21 protein-coding genes are annotated in these 25,215 nt (G+C 66.3%); 14 read left to right on the plus strand and 7 right to left on the minus strand.

Annotated elements, in window-relative coordinates; all coding sequences use genetic code 11:
• Positions 1–102: 102 nt before the first annotated feature.
• Positions 103–1,253, minus strand: a protein-coding gene (locus tag ACEJ41_RS06640; protein WP_198429481.1) for an IS3 family transposase whose coding sequence is annotated in 2 segments (ribosomal slippage) — positions 103–998 and positions 998–1,253 — 1,152 coding nt in all. Because the reading frame shifts where the segments join, the coding sequence is not laid out codon by codon here.
• Between the two features lie 179 nt (positions 1,254–1,432).
• On the opposite strand from ACEJ41_RS06640, the gene ACEJ41_RS06645 reads away from it, so the two are divergent.
• Positions 1,433–2,520 (plus strand): IS3 family transposase gene (locus tag ACEJ41_RS06645; protein WP_374013993.1). Its coding sequence is split into 2 segments (ribosomal slippage): positions 1,433–1,685 and positions 1,685–2,520, totalling 1,089 coding nucleotides; the frame shifts between segments, so codons are not numbered across the junction.
• Between the two features lie 71 nt (positions 2,521–2,591).
• Here ACEJ41_RS06645 and ACEJ41_RS06650 read toward each other — a convergent pair.
• Complete coding sequence (locus tag ACEJ41_RS06650; protein WP_374013994.1) at positions 2,592–3,212, minus strand: cation transporter; 621 nt, start codon at positions 3,210–3,212, stop codon at positions 2,592–2,594.
• Positions 3,213–3,299: 87 nt separating this feature from the next.
• On the opposite strand from ACEJ41_RS06650, the gene ACEJ41_RS06655 reads away from it, so the two are divergent.
• On the plus strand, positions 3,300–3,695 hold the full coding sequence (locus tag ACEJ41_RS06655) for a helix-turn-helix domain-containing protein (RefSeq protein ID WP_374013995.1): 396 nt from the start codon (positions 3,300–3,302) through the stop codon (positions 3,693–3,695).
• Between the two features lie 51 nt (positions 3,696–3,746).
• On the opposite strand, the gene ACEJ41_RS06660 is transcribed toward ACEJ41_RS06655, so the two are convergent.
• The 5 genes from ACEJ41_RS06660 to ACEJ41_RS06680 are packed head-to-tail and all read right to left on the minus strand — an operon-like array spanning position 3,747 to position 12,191.
• Entirely contained in the window at positions 3,747–6,242 is a 2,496-nt protein-coding gene (locus ACEJ41_RS06660; protein WP_374013996.1) for a heavy metal translocating P-type ATPase, read from the minus strand.
• 51 nt (positions 6,243–6,293) lie between these two features.
• Positions 6,294–9,470, minus strand: a complete 3,177-nt coding sequence (locus ACEJ41_RS06665; protein WP_374014087.1) for an efflux RND transporter permease subunit — start codon at positions 9,468–9,470, stop codon at positions 6,294–6,296.
• A gap of 22 nt (positions 9,471–9,492) precedes the next feature.
• The gene (locus tag ACEJ41_RS06670; RefSeq protein WP_374013997.1) at positions 9,493–10,467 is read right to left on the minus strand and encodes an efflux RND transporter periplasmic adaptor subunit; all 975 of its coding nucleotides are present in this window, start codon (positions 10,465–10,467) and stop codon (positions 9,493–9,495) included.
• Entirely contained in the window at positions 10,464–11,744 is a 1,281-nt protein-coding gene (locus ACEJ41_RS06675) for a TolC family protein (RefSeq protein ID WP_374013998.1), read from the minus strand. Before ACEJ41_RS06675 ends, ACEJ41_RS06670 begins: the two co-directional genes overlap by 4 nt.
• 54 nt (positions 11,745–11,798) lie before the next feature.
• Positions 11,799–12,191, minus strand: coding sequence for a hypothetical protein (locus ACEJ41_RS06680; RefSeq protein ID WP_374013999.1), 393 nt, complete (start codon positions 12,189–12,191; stop codon positions 11,799–11,801).
• A 131-nt stretch (positions 12,192–12,322) separates the two neighbouring features.
• On the opposite strand from ACEJ41_RS06680, the gene ACEJ41_RS06685 reads away from it, so the two are divergent.
• The 12 genes from ACEJ41_RS06685 (at position 12,323) to ACEJ41_RS06740 (ending at position 25,214) form a co-directional block, all read left to right on the plus strand.
• Complete coding sequence (locus ACEJ41_RS06685) at positions 12,323–12,748, plus strand: CopL family metal-binding regulatory protein (protein WP_374014000.1); 426 nt, start codon at positions 12,323–12,325, stop codon at positions 12,746–12,748.
• A 103-nt stretch (positions 12,749–12,851) separates the two neighbouring features.
• Positions 12,852–14,690 carry a copper resistance system multicopper oxidase gene (locus ACEJ41_RS06690; protein ID WP_374014001.1) on the plus strand — a complete coding sequence of 613 codons (1,839 nt, stop codon included), beginning with the start codon at positions 12,852–12,854 and terminating at the stop codon, positions 14,688–14,690.
• A gap of 5 nt (positions 14,691–14,695) precedes the next feature.
• Complete coding sequence (locus ACEJ41_RS06695) at positions 14,696–15,859, plus strand: copper resistance protein B (protein ID WP_374014002.1); 1,164 nt, start codon at positions 14,696–14,698, stop codon at positions 15,857–15,859.
• A 101-nt stretch (positions 15,860–15,960) separates the two neighbouring features.
• Positions 15,961–16,467, plus strand: coding sequence for a nuclear transport factor 2 family protein (locus ACEJ41_RS06700; protein WP_374014003.1), 507 nt, complete (start codon positions 15,961–15,963; stop codon positions 16,465–16,467).
• 14 nt (positions 16,468–16,481) lie between these two features.
• The gene (locus ACEJ41_RS06705) at positions 16,482–17,006 is read left to right on the plus strand and encodes a DUF411 domain-containing protein (protein WP_374014004.1); all 525 of its coding nucleotides are present in this window, start codon (positions 16,482–16,484) and stop codon (positions 17,004–17,006) included.
• A gap of 70 nt (positions 17,007–17,076) precedes the next feature.
• Positions 17,077–17,427, plus strand: coding sequence for a four-helix bundle copper-binding protein (locus ACEJ41_RS06710; RefSeq protein ID WP_374014005.1), 351 nt, complete (start codon positions 17,077–17,079; stop codon positions 17,425–17,427).
• 162 nt (positions 17,428–17,589) lie between these two features.
• Positions 17,590–17,973, plus strand: coding sequence for a copper homeostasis periplasmic binding protein CopC (copC, locus tag ACEJ41_RS06715; protein ID WP_374014006.1), 384 nt, complete (start codon positions 17,590–17,592; stop codon positions 17,971–17,973).
• Positions 17,974–17,983: 10 nt separating this feature from the next.
• On the plus strand, positions 17,984–18,913 hold the full coding sequence (gene copD / locus ACEJ41_RS06720; protein ID WP_374014008.1) for a copper homeostasis membrane protein CopD: 930 nt from the start codon (positions 17,984–17,986) through the stop codon (positions 18,911–18,913).
• A 132-nt stretch (positions 18,914–19,045) separates the two neighbouring features.
• Entirely contained in the window at positions 19,046–19,444 is a 399-nt protein-coding gene (locus ACEJ41_RS06725; RefSeq protein WP_024889948.1) for a heavy metal-responsive transcriptional regulator, read from the plus strand.
• Positions 19,441–21,894, plus strand: coding sequence for a heavy metal translocating P-type ATPase (locus ACEJ41_RS06730; RefSeq protein WP_374014009.1), 2,454 nt, complete (start codon positions 19,441–19,443; stop codon positions 21,892–21,894). The genes ACEJ41_RS06725 and ACEJ41_RS06730 overlap by 4 nt, the downstream gene beginning before the upstream one ends.
• A gap of 588 nt (positions 21,895–22,482) precedes the next feature.
• Complete coding sequence (locus tag ACEJ41_RS06735) at positions 22,483–23,805, plus strand: TolC family protein (RefSeq protein ID WP_374014010.1); 1,323 nt, start codon at positions 22,483–22,485, stop codon at positions 23,803–23,805.
• On the plus strand, positions 23,802–25,214 hold the full coding sequence (locus ACEJ41_RS06740; protein WP_374014011.1) for an efflux RND transporter periplasmic adaptor subunit: 1,413 nt from the start codon (positions 23,802–23,804) through the stop codon (positions 25,212–25,214). The genes ACEJ41_RS06735 and ACEJ41_RS06740 overlap by 4 nt, the downstream gene beginning before the upstream one ends.
• The last annotated feature ends 1 nt before the right edge of the window (position 25,215 follow it).

The raw sequence follows: 25,215 nt of genomic DNA on the forward strand, positions 1-25,215 counted from the left end.
CGGCTATTCGCAACGGTGCCTCATGCGTAAGCTGAGGCATGTGTTTGCCGGAGCCGTGGTGCTCCTGGTGGTCCTGTGGACCGGCCAGAGTTCCATAGACACTCAGTCGCCGCTCTGCGCGTAGCGCTTTTCGAACTCTACCGGTGACATGCCGCCAGCGGAACCATGCCGGCGAATCGGGTTGTAGAACATCTCGATGTAGTCGAACACGTCCGAAGCAGCAGTGGCTCGCGTCGGGTAGATCCGCCGCTTGATCCGCTCCTTCTTCAGGACGCTGAAGAAACTCTCGGCCACGGCGTTGTCGTGGCAGTTCCCGCGACGGCTCATGCTCGGCACCATCCGGTGCGCCTTCAGGAACGACTGCCAGTCGTTGCTGGTGAACTGGCAGCCCTGGTCGGAGTGGACCAGCACGCCCGGGCCGGGCTTGCGTCGCCATGCCGCCGCCATCAGCGCCTGCAGCACCAGGTCGCTGGTCATCGTGGACGCCGTTGCCCACCCGACGATCTGGCGCGAGTACAAGTCCATCACTGCAGCCAGGAACAGCCAGCCCTCGTAGGTGCGGATGTAGGTGATGTCCGTGACCCAGACCTTGTTCGGGGCGTGCGGCGTGAAGTCCCGGTTGAGCACGTTCGCCACGGCACCGACCGGGCCGCCGCGGTGGCGCGGCTTGCCGCCATAGCCCACCTGCGCCCGCAGGCCCTCGGCCTTCATCAGCCGCCGGACGCGGTGCCGGCTGCAATGCTCGCCCGCTTCCCGCAGGTCCAAGGTGATCTTGCGATAGCCATACACCGCGCCGCTGGCCAGCCAGTGGTGCCTGATCAGCCCCAGCAGGCGCTGATCGTCCCGCTCGCGGGCACTGGTGCCTTGGCGCAACCAGGCGTAGTAGCCGCTGCGGTGCACGCCCAGCACCCGGCACATCGCGACCAGGCGGAACTCGCGGATGTGCGCGCGCATGAACGCGTACTTCGCCCTTACCCCTTGGCAAAGTACGCGGCGGCTTTCTTTAGGATGTCGCGCTCCTCGGTCACACGCCGCAGCTCGGCCTTGAGCCGGCGGATCTCGGCCGAGTCGCTCGGCGCTGCTGAAGCGCCCGATGCCGGCGCCATTTTCCTCGCCACCTGCACCCAGCCATACAGGGTGTGCTTGGGGATCCCGATCCGGGCGGCGACGTCCACCACCGTGAAGCCGCGCTCGATCACCTGCTTCACCGCCTCGGCCCGGAACTCATCCGTGTACTGCTTGCTGTTGCCCATAAACACCTCGGTCATTGCCATGAATTATGGCGTCCGGATGTCTACGAAAGGCTGGTCGGTCCACCCGCTTGTGGTTCCAGCGGAACCCCTTGACGTTGCGCAGGTGCAGGGGTAATCCCCCCGCGGGTTAGCTGACGCCAGAAGTGGAATTTTCTCGTACCCTTTCCCGAGGAGGTTCCATGAAGAAGTCCCGCTTCACAGACAGCCAGATCATCGCCGTGCTCAAGCAGGCCGAAGCCGGTACACCCGTGCCGGAGCTATGCCGCGAACACGGCATCAGCTCGGCGACGTTCTACAAGTGGCGCAGCAAGTTCGGCGGCATGGAGGTGTCCATGGTGGCTCGGATGAAGGAGCTGGAGGAGGAGAACCGTCGGCTGAAGAAGATGTACGCCGAGGCCCAGCTCAGCACCGACCTGCTCAAGGAGGCGCTCTCAAAAAAATGGTGAGGCCATCTCAGCGCCGGGAGATGGCCAGAACAGCAGTGGAAGGCGGACGCACCAGCATTCGGCATGCCTGTCAGACCTTCGAGGTCAGTGAAACCTGCTACCGGTACCAGGCGAAGGCCTGCGAGGAGAACGCCCGGATTGCGGACTGGCTGGTGCGGCTGACCACGACCTATCGCGACTGGGGTTTTGGCCTTTGCTTCCTGCACCTGCGCAACGTCAAGGGGTTCCGCTGGAACCACAAGCGGGCCTACCGCATCTACCGGGAGCTGGAGTTGAACCTGCGGATCAAGCCCAAGAAGCGTTTGGTGCGGGAGAAGCCGGAGCCGCTCGCGGTGCCTGAGGCGATCAACCAGGTCTGGTCGATGGACTTCATGCACGACCAGCTCAGCGATGGACGAAGCTTCCGGTTGTTCAACGTACTCGACGACTTCAACCGCGAAGGGCTCGGCATCGAGGTCGACCTGTCACTGCCTTCGAGTCGCGTGATCCGCTCACTGGAGCAAATCATCGAGTGGCGTGGCAAGCCGCGCGTGATCCGCTGCGACAACGGGCCCGAGTACATCAGCGGGGCACTGCTGGCCTGGGCGGAGCGGCAGGGCATCCGGATCGAGCATATCCAACCGGGGAAGCCGCAACAGAACGCTTACATCGAGCGCTACAACCGCACGGTGCGCTACGGCTGGCTGGCCCGCACCCTGTTCGACACGATCGAGCAGGTGCAGGACAGAGCCACCCGCTGGCAATGGACTTACAACCATGAGCGCCCGAACATGGCGCTCGGCGGCATCACGCCGATGCAGAAATTGGCCCTTGCCGCTTAGCTCCACTTTTGGCGACTGCTAAAAATGGGGGGATTACCGTGAGCTCCGCGGCTGCATTTACTTTCGACAGGCTATGTCGCGTTCCGATAGCTTTTGAACGCCGACCGCAGCACCCGCCACGCCGAGCGTAGGAACATCAGCAACAGCACCGTCGCAATAACAAGATCCGGCCAGCCGGCGTCGAACATCCACACACTGGCGGCAGCCAAGAGCACTGCGAAGCCTTCATAAATGTCGTTGCGCGAACACTCCCACACCGACGCCATGTTCACGTCGCCGAATCGGTACGGGGTCAGCAACCACAGGCACAGGCCGTTGAACGCAAGGTTGACCGCCGCTGCAAGGCCCATGGCCTCGAAGATCGGGACACCCGGGTGTGCGAGGCGCCAACCGATCTGAGCGGCCACAGCGATTGCTGCTCCCAGGATCAGCAGGCCCTTGACCACTGCAACCGCGGCCTTGGCGCGCAGGCTGGCACCGACCACCGCCAGGCTCAGCAGATAGGTGAGTGCGTCACCGAGGTTGTCGAGGCTGCCAGACAGCAACGAGGACGACCCGCTGTATAGCGCGGCGGTGATCATCATCGCGAAGGTGGCGATATTGATCGCCAAGACGATTATCAGCACCCGTCGCTGTCGCGCCTCCAGCGCGCCGACGTCCATGGCACCACCACAACCACACGAATCAGCCATGAGGATCTTCCGGAAAAGGGAGGACCGATTGCGGTCCACTCGAAGTCAGAGGATGCTAAAGCCTGTAGTCGCTACAGGGTCAAGCCCGTGAAGATCGGAGAGCTCGCAGCCCGCAGCGGATGCCATCCGGAGACAGTCAGGTACTACGAGCGGATCGGTCTGCTGCCTTCCCCGCCCCGCACCTCCGGCGGGTACCGCGATTACGCCCCGGAAGACGTGGCCCGGCTGCGTTTCGTAAGTCGGGGACGCGACTTGGGCTTCTCGCTGGAAGAGATCCGCAGCCTGTTGGGTTTAGCCGACGACGACGGATTGTCTTGCCAGGAGGTCGACCGTCTGGCCCGTGTACATCTGGCCGATATCCACACCCGCCTCGACGATCTGCAACGAATGGCCACTGAGCTTCAGCGGGTGATCGACAGCTGCAGCGGCAGCGAGCGCGGACAATGCACCATCCTCGATACGCTGCGCCGCCCACCGTCGTAGCTCCTGTCCTGACAGGGTCTCGTGTCCCGCGAGAAATCCGGTTCCTGGTTTTCAGGACGCAGCGTGACTACTGCGATCCTTGTAGCCGAGCAACCTGAGGGCGTTGAACACAACCAGCAACGTCGAACCTTCGTGGATCGCGACCGCCGGCCCGATTCCGAGGCCGAATATGGTCGCCGGCACGAGCAGGGCGACGATGCCGAGGCTGACGAACACGTTCTGCCGGATCACGCCGCGGGTATGCCGGCTGAGCCCGACCGCGAACGGCAGGTTGTGCAGATCGTCCGACATCAAGGCAACGTCGGCGGTTTCCAGCGCGACATCGGAGCTGGCTGCGCCCATCGCGATTCCCACGGTCGCGGTGGCCATTGCCGGTGCATCGTTGACGCCGTCTCCGACCATTGCAACCTTGTCCTGCTCCCGCAGCTTGCGGATGGATTCGACCTTGTCCTCCGGCATCAGGTCGCCCCAGGCCTCGTCCAGCCCCACGTCGCGCGCAATTGCATCGGCGACCTTCTGATGATCGCCGGAGATCATGATCATCCGGCCGATGCCTAGATCGCGCAGACGCTGCAGCGCCTCCCGGGCACCGGCGCGTGGTGTGTCGAGCAGGCCGATCGCGCCAAGATCACGCGTGCCACGTCGCACCACCATCGTCGTGCGTCCCGCGTCGCGCAGTTGCGCGATGGACGCAGCAGCCGCGTCACCGAGCGGCGCGATACCCTCAGTCCCGAACAATTCCGCCTTGCCGATCCAGACAGTGTCTTCGCCGAGCGTTGCGGTCACGCCGCGGCCAATGAGGTTCTCCAGGCCGCTGGCAGTTGGAATGGAGGCGCCTCCCAGCCGGTCTCGCCCATCACGCGCGATGGCCGCAGCCAGCGGATGGTCGCTCAGCGACTCCACCGCAACGGCGACCGCCAGCAGCTCTTCTTCCGACACACCATCGACTGGCAAGACGTCAGTGATGCGTGGCCGGCCCTCGGTCAGGGTGCCGGTCTTGTCGAACGCGATGGCATTCAGCGATCCCAGCTCCTCAAGGGGCGCCCCGCCCTTGATCAGCACACCGCCACGCGCTGCACGTGCGATTCCGGAAAGCACTGCACTCGGCGTGGCAATCGCCAGCGCACAGGGGCTGGCGGCCACCAGCACCGCCATCGCGCGATAGAAGCTGTCACGAAACGGCTCGTCCACCACCACCCATGCGAACAGCAGAAGAACGGCCAGCGCCAGCACCGCCGGCACGAAGACGCGCTCGAACTTGTCGGTGAAGCGCTGGGTTGGCGACTGCCGCGTTTCCGCTTCGCTGACCATCTTCACTACTCGCGCGAGCGCCGAGTCAACAGATCGCCGCGTGACCTCCATCTCGATGGCCCCGCTGCCGTTGATGGTGCCCGCGAACAGGCGCGATTCGGAATCGACTCCATCGGGGCGTGCGCGGGACGCAGCCGGATCGTCGACAGGGCGTTTGTCGACCGGAATGCTCTCGCCGGTCACCGGTGCCTGGTCAACGCTCGACGTGCCGAGCACGAGGAACCCATCGGCAGGCACGCGTTCGTTGGGCTTTACGAGCACGACGTCGCCGATGACGAGTTCTTCCACCGGAATCTCCCGTACCTCCCCGGTCCGCCGTACCGTCGCCCTCGCGGGGGCGAGCTCGGCCAGTGCCTCGATCGCGCGCTTGGCGCGCCCCATCGCGTAGTGCTCGAGCGCGTGGCCCAGGCTGAACAGGAACAGCAGCAGCGCGCCCTCAGCCCAGGATCCGAGCGCCGCGGCGCCAGCGGCGGCGACCAGCATGAGCGTGTCGATCGCGAAGCGCTTCATGCGCAGGTTGTCGATCGCCTCGCGCAGCGTGTAGAAGCCGCCGAAAAAATAGGCCACGACGTAGCACGCCAGCGGCAACCATGGCGGCGCACCTGGAGCCAGCCTCTCCATGGCGAAGCCGCCCACCAGGAACGCGCCGCAAAGCAGTGCAAAGATCAGCTCGGAGTTCCGCCCCAGAAGTCCGCCGTGCGCATGCGCGTCCTCGTCCTTGCCATGTACATGTCCGCCACCAGTACGGTGCACATGCTCCACAGTACGGCGATCGTGCTCGACCTCGCCTCCAGTCGGGAAGACGTCCATCCCAGCAAGCACAGCGAGGATGCGCTCCTCGCGAATCTCTGAACGGTCGTACTCGACGTGCACCGTCCCGGCGGCACTGGCTTCAGCTTCCAGGACTCCAGGAAGCGACTTGAGTCGCTCCCCCACAGTTCGCGCGCGTCGCTGGTGCCCAATGCCCTGCACTTCCCACAGAACATGCCCGTAGCGGTCGCTGATGGCTGCGCCGGCACCTTCCACCACTTCGCGGATGCGCGCGACCGACACTGTGTCCGCGTTGTAGTGGATGCAAATCTGAGCGGGCGAACCGCCGTCGCCCGCGCGAACATGCACAGACTCGATGCCGCCACGAGTCGCCAGGTTGTCGATCAATCGTCCGACACAGGCATCCGACTCGTCCGGAACTTGAGGCAGCAGGATCGGCAGGTCGATGCGTAGCTTCTCGGTCATTGTCTTCCAACCTTGAGGTTGTCGCTGCGGGTGTGGCGATTCATGTGCACGTCAGCGGGTCGCCTTTTGCAACCGCACGGCGTCGTTTCGATGCAAAAGGCTGTAGAGCGTGGGCAGCACCACCAGGGTCAGCAAGGTCGATGAAACGATGCCGCCAATGACAACCGTGGCCAGAGGGCGCTGCACCTCTGCACCGGTTCCAACATTGAACGCCATCGGGATAAAGCCAAGCGACGCCACCAACGCGGTCATCAACACGGGCCGCAATCGCCCGAGCGCACCATTGAATACCGCGTCATCCAAGTCATGGCCTTGCTCCTGCAGTTTGCGGATGAAGGCAATCATCACCAGACCGTTGAGCACGGCTACGCCAGACAACGCGATGAAGCCCACCCCCGCGCTGATCGACAGCGGGATGCCGCGCAACGCCAAGGCCACGACCCCACCTGTCAGCGCGAGCGGAACCCCGGTGAACACGATCACGGCATCCTTTGCCGAGCCGAAGGCCATGAACAGCAGGCCGAAGATGAGCACCAGGGTCACCGGGACCACGACCGCGAGGCGGCGACTGGCGGAGATGAGCTGCTCGAACGTACCGCCATAATCGATCCAGTAGCCCGCGGGCACCTCGACCTCCTGCGCGATGCGCTGCTGCAGCTCCGTTACGAAGCCCCCCAGATCCCGATCGCGCACGTTGGCAGTGACCACCACCCGGCGCTTTCCATTCTCGCGGTTGACCTGGTTGGGCCCCAGCAGGTTCTCGACGGTGGCCACCTCGCGCAAGGGAACCGTGCGCGCCGTCCCCCAACCAGGCTCAAGGCTGGAGCGGTCGGCATTGGCACCATCAGACAGCGGGATCGGGAGATCCATGAGTGCTGCCGGGTCGACCCGGATGTGCTCGGGAAGACGCACCACGATGTTGAACCGCCGGTCCCCTTCGAACAGCTGGCTGGCCACCTCGCCGCCGACCGCGGTGGCCACCGTGGCCTGCAGAGTTCCTGGATTCAGGCCAAAACGCGCCAGTGCCGCTTTGTCCGGCACCACGGTCAGCAGCGGCAAACCCGTTGCCTGTTCGGTCTTGACGTCAGCGGCTCCGGTGACCTGCCGGGCGACAGCCTCTACCTTCTCTGCCACGTCGACCAACGTGTCCAGGTCGTCGCCGAACACCTTCACGGCGACGTCGGCGCGGACGCCAGAAATCAACTCGTTGGTCCGCATTTCGATCGGTTGCGTGAACTCGTAGTTGTTGCCTGGAAGCGCCGCCACTGCCTGCTCGATCTCGTCGATGAGCACGTCCTTTGGCTTGCGCGGGTCCGGCCAGTCCTCGCGGAGCTTCATCATCAGGAACGTGTCGGCCACGTTGGGAGGCATCGGATCCGTGGCCACCTCGGCCGTGCCGATCTTGCTGAAGACCCGCTCCACCTCGGGAATCTGCATCAAGCGCTCTTCGACATCGAGTTGCATCTTCACCGACTGCTCCAGGCCGGTTCCCGGAATCCGGATCGCGTGCATGGCGATGTCGCCCTCGTCGAGGTTGGGAATGAACTCGCTGCCAAGACGGGTGGCAAGAAGAACCGACAGCGCCACTAGGGCAAGCGCGCCCCCGAGGACCCATGGACGCCTCCGGAGCGACCAGGCGAGCACGGGTGTATAGCGCCGTCGGGTCCATTGGATCAGGCGGTTCTCCTTTTCTTCGACGCGTCCACCGAGAAAGAGCGCGATCGACGCGGGCACGAAGGTGAGCGACAGGACCATGGCACCGGTCAGAGCCAGCACCACCGTGATTGCCATGGGGTGGAACATCTTCCCTTCGATCCCGGTCAGCGCGAAGATCGGCAGGTAGACGGCAGCGATGATGAACATACCGAACAGGCTTGGGCGGATCACCTCGACAGTGGCGGTCGCGGTGACGTCGTTGCGCTCTTCGCGGGTCATCACGCGACCGAGGCGATGCTGGACTTCGCCGAAGCGGCGCAGGCAGTTTTCGATGATGATCACTGCGCCGTCGACGATGAGGCCGAAATCGATCGCGCCCAGGCTCATCAGGTTTCCGGAGACGCCCCCCCGCACCATTCCGGTAATAGTGAACAGCATGGCCAGTGGGATGACGGCAGCGGTGATGAGCGCAGCGCGAAAGTTCCCAAGCAGTAGGAACAGCACGACGATGACCAGCAAGGCGCCTTCGATGAGGTTCTTGGAGATAGTCTGCATCGTGCGTTCGACCAGCCCGGTGCGGTCGTAGACGGCGGTCGCCGTGACGCCATCGGGGAGGCTTGCGTTGGCATCGCGCAGCTTGGCCGCGGACGCTTGGGCGACAGCGCGGCTGTTGGAGCCCACCAGCATCGAGACCGTACCCAGGACCACCTCTTCGCCATTCTGGGTCGCTGCGCCCGTGCGTAGTTCCGGGCCCTCCCCCACCTCGGCAACGTCCCGCACCCGGATCGGGAGACCATCGCGACGGTCGAGCACGATGTCGCGTATCTCATCGACCGCGCCGACCTGCCCTGGGACCCGGACCAGGTACTGTTGGCCGTTCCGCTCAATGTAGCCGGCGCCAACGTTCTGGTTGTTGGCGGCGACCGCCTCGACGATGTCATGCAGGGTGAATCCGAGGGCGACCAGCCTGGATGGGTCCGGCGTGATGTGGATCTGGCGCTCGAACCCGCCCATCGTATTGACCTCGGTCACGCCCGGCGTGTTTCGCATTTGCGGGCGGACGACCCAGTCCTGGAGCGTCCTCAGATCGGTCGCGGTCCAGGGTGTGCCGTCGGGTTTGCGGGCTTCAGGGGCCGCGTCGACCGTGTACATGAAGATCTCGCCCAGACCGGTCGAGATCGGCCCCATCTGTGGCTCGAGTCCGTCCGGGATCTGCGATCTGATCTGGAGGAGCCGTTCGGCGACCTGCTGGCGGGCGAAGTAAACGTCCGTCCCGTCTTCGAAGACGACCGTGACCTGCGACAGGCCGTAGCGTGACAACGACCGCGTGTAATCAAGCCTTGGCAGGCCAGCCAATGCCGTCTCGATCGGGTAGCTGACCCGCTGTTCGGACTCCAGGGGCGAGTAGCCAGGCGCCTCGGTGTTGATCTGCACCTGGACATTGGTGATGTCGGGCGTGGCGTCGATGGGCAGCCGGGTGAAGCTCCAGATGCCGAGGCCGATCAAGCCCAAGCTCAGCACCAGCATCAGCCAGCGATGCCGGATCGAGAAGCGGACCATGCTTTCCAGCATGCCGGCCTCGTGGACGACGGCGTCAGTGCTCATGCGCCGCGCCCTCCTTGCCGATGTCCGCCTTGAGCAAGTAACTCTGCTCGACTACGACCTCGTCGCCCTGGTTGATGCCCTCACGCACTTCCACCTGTCGGGCATCGCGTACGCCGAGCTGCACCGGTTGCGCCCGATAGCGTTCGCCCTCGCGCACGAAGACCACTTCGGCGCCGTCCATGGTCTGCAGGGCCGCCAATGGCACCAGCAGCGCGACAGGTTGCTGCGCGACCGTGATTCTTGCCTTGACCGCCGAACCCGGACGCCAGAGGCCGTCGGAGTTTTCGATGGTCGCCCTGGCCACAGTGCTCTGGCTGGAGGTGGACATCCCGGGCAGCACGCGTTCAAGCGTTGTCTGCGCCGTTTCGCCATCGCTCATGCGCGTCACCATCACCGGCACGCCTGGCTGGATGTGCTGTGCATCGGCGCCGAAAATGTGAAGGTCGACCCAGAGTTGGGAGAGGTCGGCGACTTCGAACAGGGGCGCGCCGTCTCCGGCCAACGCACCCACTGAGGCAGACCGCGAGGTGACGACGCCGGCAATGGGAGCGGTCACGTTGTAGTTGCTCAAGCTCAGGTTGCTTTCGATGGTGGCCAGAACCTGCCCAGCGCGGACACGGTCACCGACATTGGCCCGGGCCGAGCGGATGGGGCCGGGGAAGCGTGCCGTGACTTGGGCAACGCGCCCCTCCACCGGCGTTAGCAGGCCCTGGACTTCGTGCTCGTCGGCGATGACGCCCGGCCCGGCGGGTTGCGTCTTGATTCCAGTCTTCTCGGCAACCGCAGCCGGAATGACGGTGCTGGGAGATTCCTCGCCCTCGTCGTGGCCATGTCCGCCCTCGCCTTCATCGTGGCCGGCGCCTTCGTCCACATGTGAGACAGCGCCTGAAGCTGGCGCCTCGCCTTGGCAAGCCGCGAGCACGCAAGCAAGGGCGAGAACTGCGAGCAATTGGGGGAACTTCATGGTGTTACTCCTGCTTTGCCTTCAGCGGCTGTGTCGGCGACGAAGGCCTGGCCGGTCAGTCGTTGGATTTCGATCAAGGCACGCTGGGCCTCGAGCGCGGCCCTCAGCTGTTGGATGCGGGCCGCCGTGTGTTCGGCCTGCAAGCTCGCCCATTCCAGATGGCTGGCGGCTCCGGCCCGATATGCCGTAGCAGCCGCCGCTTCCGCCCGGGCAAGACGTGGAAGGACGTCTTCTTCCAGCCGCTGTGTTTCCAGGCGCGCCACTTCGAAGTGCCCATGTGCTTCGGCCAAGGTCGAATAGAGGGACAACCCTGCTGCCTCGCGCTCGATCTCCAGTCCAGCCAGCTCAGCCTGTGCAGCACGAATCCCGGGCTGGGCGCGGCCCCGTGTGCCGAACGGGATGGAAACGCTCCCGACCAGACCGAAATCGTTGTCGTCGGACATGCGACGCACACCGACCTGCCAATTCAGATCTGGGGTTGCCTCGCTGCGAGCAAACTGGAGCCGGGCCTCGCGCACACGCTGCTCGTCGACGAACTGGGCGAGTTCTGGTGTGCGCTGCAGCCAGGCAGCGAGCTCCGCAAAGTCCGCAATTTCGGGCAGCGCCAGGGGGTCTCCTCCTGCGACCTGGAACGTCGGGCTGCGTTCACCCCACAGTGCGGCCAGATGCTGGCGCGCGGCTATTTCGGCTTGCGCAGCGCGAGCCAGTTCGAGCCGCGCACGTGCCGCGGCCGCTTCGGCGGTCAGCACGACGGCCTCAGGCGAGGCTCCGGCCTCGTGACGACGTCGGGCCGCAGTGACGGTGCGGTCCCGCTGGTCAATGTCCATGCGGGCGATGGCGCCTTGGTGCTGCGCCGCCACGACCGCAAGATAGCGTCGGGCGACTTCCGCCAGGAGGTCCAGGCGCCGACCCTCGCGCTCCACCGCCAGGGTGTCGATCCGGCTCTGGGCAAGTACGCGGCGGGCGTCCAGCTTGCCCCCACGCTCCAGCACGGAAGCCAATGTCAGGGTGACCTCTGCGCCTGACACGCCGCTCGCGGCGCCGCTGCCAAGCACGTTCTCGACTTCGACGCCGCCGAACAGCGCGGGACGCAGGGACGCACGATCCAGCTCCGCTTCCAGGGCGTCGCGGCGGGGACCGAACAGCCGAAGTTCGGGATGGGTATCAGCTACGCGCTGGAAAGCGTCGCGTAGGGTCAGGGTGTCGCTCGCGTGCGTGGGAAAGGCCACGGCACAGGCGACGACGAACGCGGCCTTGGCCGCGAATCGAAAACTCATGGGTTGCTCCGAGCTAGGGGGACGACAACGGTCGGCGACTCGCCGACAGAGGGGTCACGCGTAGATCGGAGGCTTGAACGGGCTCGACAAGTGCGCCGACGGCAAAAGGACGGGCTTCGTGGCCATCAACTGACGCGCGGGGGATAGCGGGGGCAGTTGCGCTACCCCGGGCAGCAACGCTGCAGTGAAGCCGCAGCAATGCGCGCAGTGGACGAACATGTGCAGCGTTTCGGACTCCCCTTGACCCTGCTCGCCAGGCACGGCTTGCTCCCCATCGGAGATGCCGGTGCGCAGTTCATGCTGATGGGTCCCGGATGGGTCATGCGCAAGGGCGTGGATCTCGCCCACAGCTGCGATCACGGGCTGCAACAGGAGGCCAAACACTAGCAGCCCCAGGAGCACAGCCTGCGCGGCGATAGACGGCGAACGGAAGCGAAACCGGGACATTGCGCGGAAGCTACCCGATCTACCGCTTGTTACACAATCGCCCAAGGCGTTCCGAGGCTTCCCTGAGATAAGCCAACAGGCGTTGCCGCTGTATTCATCCGGCGTTTACTTCGGGACGTATACTCGGGCGCATGTCTTTCCGCGCGCTCCTGATGCGTCTGTTCCTGATCGTTGCCTTGCTGGCGAACGGTCCGGGCATCGCTGGCGCATCCATGCACATGGAGCACCTGCGCGACTTCGCGGGTCACGTCACCTACGTGACCGCGGCGCCGACAGCAGGCGAGGCCATGGCTGCCTGCCACGGGGCCGCGGCGGCTGCTCCGGTGGCCGATGATCACCATCACCCCCAGGCCGCTGACCAGGCCGGGGCTGTATCGCCGTTGGGCGACTGCTGTGAAGCGGGGAATTGCTGCCCCTGCATGCAGCATTGCTCCGCGGCACTCGTTGGGTCGGCACTCGCCGACTTCACCATCCGGTACCGGCAATCCGCCGAACCGTTCCTGTCGGTGCACGCGTCCGCTGCACTGACCAATCTCTTCCGACCTCCGATCGGCTAAGTGTCGCTATGCGCCTTTCAAGGCGCTGATGGACCCTGTTCGCTGCTCCGCACCGACAGGGTAACGCTCGCCTCGCGAGCCCTCGACCTTTCCCGGAGTTCCCATGTCATCCGATCTTTTCGGCCGCGCCGAGGGGCTGTCCGCCCCGTCGCGCCGCCACTTTGTCCAAGGCCTTGCCGCCGGAGGCGCCGTTGCAGCCCTCGGCCTATGGCCCCGCTCCAGCTGGGCCGTCAAGGCCGAAGGCGTACCCAACGTGCTCTCGGGCACCGACTTCGACCTGACCATCGGCGAGACCCCGATGAACTTCACCGGTGCCACGCGCCCGGCGATCACGGTCAACGGCTCGATTCCGGCGCCGCTGCTGCGCTGGCGCGAAGGCACCACCGTCAACCTGCGGGTCCGCAATGCCCTGCCCCCCGGCTCGATCCATGGCAACCAGACATCGATCCACTGGCACGGCATCCTGCTGCCGGCCAACATGGACGGCGTGCCCGGGCTGAGCTTCGACGGCATCAACCGCGGCGACACCTACCAGTACCGCTTCAACGTCGTGCAGGGCGGAACCTACTGGTACCACAGCCACTCCGGATTCCAGGAGCAGGCCGGCCTGTATGGGCCGCTGGTGATCGAGCCGCTCGAGCCCGAACCCTTCGCCTATGACCGCGACTACGTGGTCATGCTGTCGGACTGGACCGATCTCGATCCGCGCCACCTGTTCGCCAGGCTCAAGAAGCGGTCGGATTTCGACAACTACGCCAAGCAGACGGTCGGCGACTTCTTCGACGACGTGAAGCAGCGCGGCTGGGCCCCCACGGTCGAAGACCGCAAGATGTGGGCGGGCGCGAAGCGGATGACGCCGACCGACCTGTCGGACGTCAATGGCAACACCTACACCTTCCTCATGAACGGCACGACCTCGCTCGGCAACTGGACCGGCCTCTTCCGGTCTGGTGAGAAGGTCCGCCTTCGCTTCATCAACGGATCCGCGATGACGCACTTCGACGTGCGCATCCCGGGTCTGAAGATGACGGTGGTCGCGGCCGACGGCCAGTACGTGCATCCGGTCACGGTCGACGAGTTCCGCATTGCCACCGCCGAGACCTTCGACGTCATCGTCGAACCCACCGGGCAGGATGCGTTCACCATCTTCGCGCAGGACCTGGGGCGCAGCGGCTACATCAGCGGCACCCTCGCCGTCCGGGACGGCTTGCGTGCGCCTGTGCCCGACGTCGGTCCCAAGCCGCTCCTTACCATGGACGACATGGGCCACGGCGGAATGGGCGGCGGCGGTCACGACATGTCCTCGATGTCTAGCTCAATGGCTGGGATGGACCATAGCGGCCACGACATGTCGTCGATGGCCGGAAGCGCAATGGCCGGCGGAAGCATGGCGGGCATGGATCACGGCGCCGGCGGAATGCAGCAGCACCCGGCCACCGAAACCGGCAACCCCCTCGTCGACATGCAGACGATGACACCCGCGCCCAAGCTGGACGATCCGGGCATTGGCCTGCGCGACAACGGCCGACGCGTGCTGACCTACGCCGATCTGCGCAGCACGTTCCGCGACCCGGACGGCCGCGAACCCGGCCGCACGGTCGAGCTGCACCTGACCGGCCACATGGAGCGCTTCGCCTGGTCGTTCGACGGACTGAAGTTCGCCGACGCAGAGCCCCTGCGGCTGAACTATGGGGAGCGCATGCGGATCGTGCTGGTCAATGACACGATGATGTCGCACCCGATCCACCTCCACGGCCTGTGGAGCGACCTCGAGGACGAGTCCGGCAACTTCATGGTGCGCAAGCACACCATCGACATGCCGCCAGGCACCAAGCGCAGCTACCGGGTGCGCGCCGATGCGCTCGGCCGCTGGGCCTACCACTGCCACCTGCTCTACCACATGGAAGCCGGCATGTTCCGCGAAGTGCGGGTGGAGGAATGAACGCCATGACCCTATCCCGCCGCCACCCGCTCACCCTCGGCTTGGCCACCGCACTACTCCTCACTGCTGGTGTCGCGCCGGCGCGGGGCCAGGAGACAGATCACGCCTCGCACCATCCGGCAGCGAAGCCGACTGCCGCACAGTCGCCGGCCAAGCCGATTGACCCACGCCCCAGCGACCATGCGCATCACGCAACCCCGTCACAGCCGCCGGTGGCACCGATGGAACATGGAACGCAGGATCACGGATCCATGGACCACGGAAACATGGACCACGGCGCCATGAAACAGGGGGCGGCGGAGCCTGCCGGCAGCGATCACTCCACGATGGACCATTCCGGAATGGACCACTCCGGAATGGATGGATCGAACATGGACCACTCGGGCATGGACCACGCTTCCATGGGCCACCAGGCAGGTGCCAGCCAGGATCTCCCGGCCACGGCAGAACCACACGAGCCTATTCCTGTCGTCACGCCGGCTGATCGCGCCGCGGCGTTCCAGGACCTCGACGAGCACCTGATGCACGGCGAGTCGATCCACTCCTATTGGGCGCTTGATCGGCTTGAGGTGTGGGACGCGGATGAAGACGGCACCGGTGTGGCTTGGGAAGCGATGGGCTGGGTCGGCTCCGACTTGAACCGGCTCTGGCTGCGCAGCGAGGGCGAGCGCGTTGGTGGATCCACCGAGTCCGCCGACGTGGAGGTCCTGTACGGCCGCGCCATCGCCCGCTGGTGGGATGCGGTCGCCGGTGTCCGCCATGACCTTGGCTTTGGTGGCGGCCCGTCTCGCAGCTATGCGGCGCTCGGCGTGATCGGTCTGGCACCGTACATGTTCGAAGTCTCAGCCACGGCGTACCTGGGCGAGTCCGGTCAGGTCGGGATCGGGGCGGAAGCCGAGTACGAAATGTTGTTCACCAATCGACTGATCGGCCAGTGGCTGGTCGAAGGTGAGGCCTGGAGCAAGGACGATCCCGAGGTCGGAATTGGCAGTGGGCTGAGCACGGTCGAAGCCGGGTTCCGCCTGCGCTACGAGTTCCATCGTCAATTCGCTCCCTATGTCGGGGTGGTGTGGGAGCGTGCCTACGGGGGCACGGCGGACCAACGTCGCGCGCAGTCCGGCGACATTGACGACACCCGGATCGTCGCCGGCGTTCGAATCTGGTTCTGACAGCCACCATGACATTGAAACCCGACACACCCGAAGCGCGCCTGACTGATCGGCGCTTCCGCGGATCAAGCACACCATCACTGATTTCCTGGAATCCATGCATGAAAGCAACAGCAACCTCCTTCACCCTCGCCTTTGCACTGGCCGTCGCGTCGCCCGCGATGGCACAGGCAACACAGTCGCATGCACATCACGCCACCGCGGCATCCGCGGACGTGGACGTCCCAGCCGCCGCAGAGGCCGCGGTCGCCGTAGCGGAGCGCTTCAACACCGCCCTGTCCAGCGGCGACCTGGCCACGGTCGAAGCCCTGCTCGCTGCCGACGTTCTCATCCTCGAGTCCGGAGGTGCAGAACGCAGCCGCGAGGAATACATGGGCCATCACGCAGTCAGCGATGCGGCGTTCCTCAAGGGCGCCCATCGCCAGCTGCTCCGTCAGCGTGCACGAACCGCTGGCGAGTTCGCGTGGGTCGGAACCGAAAGCGAGCTGCACGCCCAGAAGGACGGCAAGCCACTGACCGTCCAGAGCACCGAAACGATGGTGCTGAAGCAGACCGCCGACGGCTGGCGGATCGTCCACATCCACTGGTCCTCGCGGACCAGGCGCTGAGCGGAGAACCGGAAATGAAAGCCTGCAGATTGAACCGACTGGCGTGGGCGGCTTTTGCGGTCGCCGGCCTGGGTGCCTGTACCCAGGCGGCGACACCCGCGCAGTCCACCATCGCGCCCGCTGTACAGGTCGTCCCGGAAACAGCCGACACCACTCCCGCTGCCCTGCCACGCATGACCGTCCACAAGACCCCGACCTGCGGGTGTTGCGGTAGCTGGGTTGACCACGTGCAGAAGGCGGGCTTCACCGTGGATGTGCACGACATGGATGACCTGGGTCCGGTCAAGGAACGGCTGGGTGTCCCCTATGCAAAGGGCTCCTGCCACACGGCCGAGATCGGTGGATACCTCATCGAAGGCCATGTCCCGGCCGCGGACATCAAGCGCCTCCTCGAAGCGAAGCCGGACGCACGCGGCCTGGTCCTGCCGGGAATGCCGCTCGGCTCGCCGGGCATGGAGGTCCCTGCCGGGCGACAACAGCCGTACACGGTCGAGCTGGTCCGTCACGACGGAACCACTGAACCGTTCGCACAGCACTGATCCGGTGCAGGAACAGGGGGCGGTGTTGCGGGCGCGCCGATTCTCGCCCGCAAGGAAGAAGGAGAACCACATGACTCACCATTCCGCCGCACACCGGTCCCAGGCCATGAACGAGTGCATCGACAACTGCACGCAATGCCATGCGATCTGCCTGGAGACCATCAACTACTGCCTGACCAAAGGAGGTGCTCACGCGGCCCCGGAGCACATCGCCCTGTTGGCGACGTGTGCCGATATCTGCGCAACCAGTGCCGACGCGATGCTGCGCGGTGCCAGCGCTCACGACGTGGTTTGCGGTGCCTGCGCGGAGATCTGCCGCCAGTGCGCCGATGCATGCGACGCCATGAACGACCCGGAGATGGCGCGCTGCGCCGAAGTTTGTCGCCGTTGCGCGGAAAGCTGCAGCGCCATGGCGGCTTGACGCGTCGAGGATCCCGCCTGAGCGGCGGGATCCTCATCTCAAATATCAAAAGCCGACCAACCGTGGTTTCGGTGACAGCCCGACACCTAACGCTTGTCGGATCCAACACAGCACGGCGCCGAACGGGGCTTTGCATCACATTCGCAATGAGGATTTATCCCTATGAAATCATCAAACGTCCTTCGGTCCTTCGCGCTCGTCCTCGCGATTGCGGCTGGGCAGTTCTCCCTGCAGATCGCGCACGCCCACGCCGCGCTGCAGCAGTCCACACCGGCGGCAAATGCGGTGGTGGCTTCGCCGGGCCAGATCGATCTCGTGTTCAACGAAACATTGATTCCGCGGGCGTCGCGTCTCAAGTTGCTCATGAAGCACGGCAGTTCCACCATGCCGATCGAGAATTTCACGACCGAGATCGTCAACAACGGCAAGACCCTGCGTGCCAAGTTGCCTGGACCGCTGGCTCCGGGCGTCTATACCGTGGAATACCGCGCCGTCGGCGGTGACAACCACCCCGTGCCGGGCAGCTTCAGCTTCACGGTGCGTTGAGGAGTCGCGAATGTTCGACCTGTCGGCTTATGCACTGAGATTCCTCGAGTACCTGGTTCTCATGGTTCTTTTCGGGGTTCCACTGTTCGGTTGGTACGGGTTGCGACGACCGGCACTCGCCGGCGCTCTGGCCGGGTGGCCATTCATGGGCGTTCTGTTGGTGAGTGCCGCCGTCGGGCTCGTGCTCACCGGGGCCGATGTCGTCTTCAAGACCGCCGACATCATGGGAATGCCGGTGGCGGACGTTGATCGCGGATCGCTTGGCTGGTACCTGCTCGAGACGTCCGCGGGCCGGGCAGCGATGGCGAGAGGCGCGCTGCTCGTCGCCCTGATGTTTGTGCTCGGATGGCATCGTCGCCGCGGGAAGGTGGAACCCGCCTTTCGGCTGGCCGCGACGCTGGCGGGCGGCGCACTTGCTTCGCTGGCATGGAACGGACACGCGGCCGCTGGCGAGGGCGTGGCAGGCGCGGTCCGGCTCGCTGCGGGCCTCGTCCATCTTCTTGCGGCAGGCGGCTGGATCGCAGCGGTCCTGATGTTCCTGGGTATGCTCCTGCGCGGCAAGGAGGCCTCCGACAGCGGGCGTCTGCGATCCACGCATGACTTGCTGCATGGATTTTCGACGCTGGGAACGATTTTCGTTGCTGCGCTCATCGTGTCCGGCATCGCTCACTACGGTGATCTCACGGCGTGGTCATTGTCGACGCTGGTCCAGAGCACCTACGGAAACCTGCTGCTGTTCAAGCTTGCCCTGTTCGGTGGAATGCTGGGCCTGGGAGCGCTGCACCGATGGACGCTGGTGCCGCGCCTGGGACGGGCGCTGGCCAGCGGGGATCCTGCGCAGGAGGTGCACGCCTTGCGACAGAGCGTGGCGGCAGAGGCCGTACTGGCCATCTTGATCCTGATTGTTGTTTCAGTGCTCGGGACGCTCAGTCCTGTGTAGCGGTTGCAATCCATACGGCAGCTCGAGGCTGGCACCGAAGGCAACGGGCATCAGCGCGAGGGCCACCACCACTTGACTCTGGACCATGGTCAAGGGCACACACTCGGAATCTGGTCTAGCGGAGCGCCCACCATGCAGATAGGTCAACTCGCCAAGCGGACACACGTGCCCATCGACACGATCCGCTACTACGAGAGCCACGGCATCCTGCCCGCCCCTGCCCGTCGCAATTCGGGATATCGATCCTACGGCGACGCCGACGTGGCGCGCCTGCATTTCGTGCGTCGCGCCAAGGCGCTCGGCTTCACGCTGCGCGAGATCAGCGAGCTGCTGCAGCTCTCCGGGCGGTCGGGCGAGGACATGGCGGCGGTGCGCGCGTCGGCGGCGGCACGCCTCGCCGACGTCGAGCGCAAGCTGGATGAACTCACACGCATTCGCGATGGGCTACGCCAACTGGTCACTGCCTGCCCGGGTCACGGCGGCATCCAGGACTGCCCGATCCTGGGTGCCTTGTCGAAGGAAGACGCATGAACACGCACACACATCAGCAGGCACACGGACATGGCGGCAGCACTGCCGGGCACGCGCCTGAAGGCGGTCCGCCCTCCGCGCCTCCCGGAACGGTGAAGGATCCGGTCTGCGGCATGAACGTCGATCCGAAGACCTCGCCCCACCACGCCGTAAACGCCGGCACGACGTACCACTTCTGCTCGGCCGGTTGCCGCACGAAGTTCGTTGCCGACCCCGGGAAGTACCTCGCACCTGGGCCGATCGAGCCTGCGGCCGCGGTTCCGGGCGCCATGTACATCTGCCCGATGCATCCCGAAGTCCGCCAGGACCACCCCGGTACCTGCCCGCTCTGCGGCATGGCTCTGGAACCGGAGATGCCCGGGCTTGACGACGAGGAGAACCCGGAGCTCGTCGACTTCAGTCGGCGCTTCTGGTGGACGCTTCCGCTGACGGCGGTGACGCTCGTGCTGGCCATGTTCGGCCAGCACCTCCCACGTGTCGTGCTGGGCGGCGTGCAGATCCTGCCGCTGTCGATCCACGCGCAGACCTGGGTCGAGCTGGTGCTGACCACGCCGGTCGTGCTGTGGGCCGGCTGGCCGTTCTTCGAACGCTGTGTGCAGTCGATCCGCAATCTCCACCCGAACATGTTCACGCTCATCGGGATCGGCGTCGCGGCCGCCTTTGGCTACAGCCTGGTCGCTACCCTGGCACCCGGGCTGTTCCCGGCCTCGTTCAACGAGCACGGCCGCGTCGGCGTGTACTACGAGGCGGCGGCGGTGATCGTTTCGCTGACCCTGCTCGGCCAGATGCTGGAACTGCGGGCGCGCTCGAAAACATCCGCGGCGATCAAGGGCCTGCTCGGCCTGGCGCCGAAGGAAGCCCGGCGGCTCAATCCCGACGGCACCGAGGAGGACATCCCGCTGACCCACGTGCACGTAGGCGACCACCTGCGCGTGCGTCCCGGCGAGAAGGTGCCGGTGGATGGCGAAGTGGTGGAAGGCCGCTCCAGCGTAGACGAGTCGATGCTCACGGGCGAACCGATCCCGGTCGAGAAGACCGCGGGCGACCGGGTTATCGGAGCAACCCAGAACGGTACCGGTGCGCTGGTGATCCGCGCCGCCAGGGTGGGGTCCGATACCGTGCTGTCGCAGATCGTGCAGCTGGTCGCGCAGGCGCAGCGCTCCCGTGCGCCGATGCAGCGGATGGCGGACACCGTCGCGTACTGGTTCGTGCTCGCGGTGCTGGCGATCGCGGTCGCGACCTTTTTCATCTGGGGATTCTTCGGCCCGGACCCGTCCTGGACCTATGCCATCCTGAACGCGGTTTCGGTGCTGATCATCGCCTGCCCCTGCGCGCTGGGCCTGGCGACGCCGATGTCGATCATGGTCGCCACCGGCAAGGCGGCACAGGTGGGCGTGCTGTTCCGCGATGCCGAGGCCATCGAACACATGCGCCGCATCGACACCCTGATCGTCGACAAGACCGGCACGCTCACCGAAGGGCGCCCGGCCTTCAGTGAAGTGGTGGCCTTCGAGGGCTTCGACGCCGACCAGGTGTTGCACCTTGCGGCCAGCCTGGACCAGGGCAGCGAGCACCCGCTGGCCGACGCCATCGTCGCCGAGGCCCGGCGCCGGAACTTCGAGTTCGACCGCGTGGAGGACTTCGACTCGGTGACCGGCATGGGTGTGCGCGGGACCGTGGCGGGCCACGAACTGGCGCTGGGCAATACCGCACTCATGGAGGATCTTCGCGCGAACCCTGGCACGCATGTGGACGTGGCGGAGCGCATGCGCCGCGAGGGTGCGAGCGCCATGTTCCTCGCCGTCGACGGGCGCCTGGCCGGACTGGTCGCGGTCGCCGACCCGATCAAGCCCTCGGCCGCGGCCGCCGTCAACGAGCTGCACGCGGCCGGGCTGCGCATCATCATGGCCACCGGCGACGGGCTCACCACCGCACGCGCCGTGGCCACCGAGCTGGGCCTGGACGAGGTGCATGGCGAGGTCCGCCCGGAGGACAAGGCCGAACTGGTGCAGCGCCTCAAGCGCGAAGGCCGGCGGGTGGCGATGGCGGGCGACGGCATCAACGATGCGCCGGCGCTGGCCGCGGCCGACGTCGGGATCGCCATGGGCACGGGCACCGACGTCGCGATGTCGAGCGCCCAGATCACCCTGGTCAAGGGCGACCTGCGCGGCATCCTGCGCGCACGGAAGATCTCCCAGGCCACCGTGGCCAACATGAAGCAGAACCTCACTTTCGCGTTCATCTATAACGCGCTGGGGGTTCCGGTCGCGGCCGGGGTGCTCTATCCCGCGTTCGGGATCCTGCTGAGCCCGATGGTCGCGGCGCTTGCGATGAGCCTGAGCTCGGTGTCGGTGGTGGCCAATGCGCTTCGCCTGGCCAAGTCGGCCACAGGTCCGGCGACGCCGAAGGCGACCCCACCGGTCCAAGCGCGTGGTCTGGCCCGGGATTGACCTGGGTCAGTTGCATCGGACCGGACAAGGGGTAAGCTCAAGTCATGATCCGCCGTCGCCACCGTAGCTGGTTCCAACGCACCGTCCTCCTGGCGATGGCGGCGCTGCTCTGGTCCCAGTTCGCTTTGGCCGGCCATGGCGAGTGCCTGGATCTCCCAGGTACGCCGGCGGCTTTTGTCGCTGCCGCCAGCGACACCGGTCACGACCATGGCCACGGTTGCGATGCCGAGCTCCCCCCGGCGAGCAAGGCCCTGTGCGACGCGCACTGCACCGAGGGTGACATCTCGGCGGACAGTGGGCGCATCCCTTCGATTCCGCCGCTCCTTGTCGGAGCATGGTTCTCTTGGTTCGCAGTCGCCGAGAGTGGGGATGGTGCGCCGGGTGTCACGTCCACATGGGTGGATTCGCCACCCAGGCCTTCCTGGCACCGCCCAACCGCCCATCCCGCGGCCCTCCTGCTGATCTGATGCCCGAGCGCTGACTGCTCCGCACGCCTGTGCGGTGCTGTGCGTTCGTGCCGTGCGCGTCGCGGCATGTGTTCCTGCCTCGTCCGAACGACCTGCGTCGTGTCGGCCCAAGGACACTGATATGGCATCCCTGTTCGACCGACTGCAGGCCAGGCGCCTGCACCCTCGTCCGCTGTTCCGCCGTCGGCCACCGCTCCGGCACCTGTTTGTATACGTGCTCGCCGGCACCTGGTTAGCACTGGCGCTGCCCGTGGCCGCAACCGAACCCATCCCGGGGCACAGCCTCGAGTCGATCCGCGCCTGGGTTCTCGAACACAACCCCGAGCTGCAGGCCATGGACTTCGAGGCCCAGGCCGCCGAAGCACGGATCCAGCCGGCAGGCGCCCTGCCGGACCCGACCGCCTCCCTTGGATTCCGTGGCCTCGATCCGGACAAGCCCTGGCGCAGCGCCGGTGCCGACCGCGAAGTCGACTACGCGCTGCGCCAGCGCTTCCCGCTCTGGGGCAAGCGTGGCCTGGCGCGGACCGCGGCCAGCCAGGACGCCGTCGCGGCCGGGCTCGCTCGTCTCACCACTTCGCGAGACCTGCTGTCCGATGCCGAGGTGGCCTACGCACGCTACTGGCATGCCGACCAGGCGGTGGCCGTGCTCGATCGCCGCATCGCCCTGCTCCGCCAGGTCGAAGAGATGGCCGGCGTACGCTACGCCCTGGGCCGCGCGGCGCAGCAGGATGCCATCCGCGCCCAGGTCGAGCAGACCAGCCTCCAGCGCGAGCGAATCGAACGCCTCGCGACCAAGCAGGAGGCGGTCGCCACCTTGAACGCGGTGCTGGGGCGCCGGTTCGATGCACCGCTGGCGACTCCCGACGAGGCGCCGCGCCTCGCCGTCCACAGCGCTTCGCTTGCCGAGGCACTGGATGGCGCCGATGCGCATCCCGCGGTGCGCTCGCAGCAGGCCCGTGCCGAGGCGGCGCGCACAAACGTCGAGCTGCAGCGTCGCAACCGCTTTCCCGACATCACCGTGGGCGTCGGTGTGATGCAGCTCGGCAACGGTATCGAGAGCACCGAACTGATGCTGGAGGTGGAGATCCCGTTCCAGCAGCGTGCACGCCGCGAACGCGAGCGCGAATCGCGCCTGCTCGAAGAAGCAGCGCTCGCCCGCAGGGACGCCACGCTGCGGGCCGTGGAGGAACGCGGCGCCTCCGCCTGGTCGCAATGGACCAGCGCACGCGAACGTCGCGAGCTGATCGAGAACACGCTGCTGCCGCAGGCCGACGCCACCTGGCAATCCGCCCTGGCCAGCTACCAGGTCGGCGAAGTCGACTTCGGGACGCTGCTCGAAGCACTCAATGAATGGCAGGGCGCCGACCTCGCACGGGTCGATGCACTGCGTGACGAACTGTTGGGCGCCGCCGCCGTGCGCGCCATCGAAGGAGAGATCCGATGACCCGTGTCCAGACCCTGTCGCTCGCCATCGGCGTCGCACTCGCCGCCCTCGCCGTCGGCTGGATGGCCGGCCGTGCCACGAACCATTCCCCGACCGCGGGCACGTCGGTTGAGGCGCCCGCCGGCGAACGCAAGGTGCTCTATTACCGCAATCCCATGGGCCTGCCCGACACCTCGCCGGTGCCCAAGAAGGACCCGATGGGCATGGACTACGTGCCGGTCTATGCCGACGACGCACCGCCGGCGGAGCCGGGCACGGTGGTGATGCCGCCCGACAAGGTGCAGGCGCTGGGCGTGCGCACCGAAGCGGTCAAGCGCGGCGCCCTGTCCGCCACCGTGCGCACCAGCGGCACGGTCGAAGTCGACGAGACCCGGCAGTACGCGATCGCGCCGCGCTTCGAAGGCTGGGTGGAGCGGCTGTACGCGAACCAGACCGGCATGCGGGTCCGCGCCGGGCAGCCGCTGCTTTCCGTCTACAGCCCGCAGCTGGCCGCGGCGCAGCAGGAATACCGGCTGGCCGACGAGACGGCTCGCAGGCTGGCGGCCTCCGACCCCGCCAGCGCGGCGTCGATGATCCGGCTGCGCGATGCCGCACGCACCCGCCTGCGCAACTGGGAAATCAGCGACGCGCAGCTGGGCAAGACGGGCCTGGTGCTCACCGCACCCGCGGACGCGGTCGTGATCGAGAAGCCGGTGGTCCAGGGCGCGCGATTCGAGCCCGGCGAGACCATCCTGCGCCTGGCCGACCTGTCGACGGTGTGGGTGATCGCCAAGGTGCCGGCAGCGCAGGCCGCGGGCATCCAGCCCGGCCAGCCGGCCCGGTTTGAAACCGTGGCCCTGCCCGGCCAGGTGGCCGAGGGCGAGGTCACCTTCGTGCAGCCCGTCATCGATGCGATGACGCGCACCGTGGACGTGCGCATCGCCCTGCCCAACCCCGCTGGCGACCTGCGGCCGGGACTCTACGGCACCGTGCTGCTCGAGGAGCCGGGGGCCGGGCCGGTCCTGACCGTTCCGCGTTCGGCCGTGCTCGACAGCGGCACGCGCCAGGTGGTGCTGGTCGAGACCGGTCCCGGCCGTTTTGCTCCGCGCGATGTCACCCTGGGTCGGCGCGGCGGTGACCGGATCGAGATCCTCGACGGCTTGGCCGAGGGCGAACAGGTCGTGGTCTCCGCCAACTTCCTGATCGACGCCGAAAGCAACCTGCAGTCGGCACTCGAGGGACTTGAGGGACACGCAGGACACGGGGTGCCCTCGGGCACCGGCGAGGATCCGCAGCCCGGGTCCGGTGATGGCGCCTCCGACCCGCACGCAGGCCATGGTGACGAAGCCGCTGATCCGCACGCGGGTCATTCGATGCCGGCCACCCCGGAGGAGGCTCCGCCCTCCGCCACCGGCCACGAGGGGCACTGAC

It is taken from the genome of Pseudoxanthomonas koreensis (genome assembly GCF_041890415.1).
Classification (GTDB): Bacteria; Pseudomonadota; Gammaproteobacteria; order Xanthomonadales; family Xanthomonadaceae; genus Pseudoxanthomonas; species Pseudoxanthomonas koreensis_A.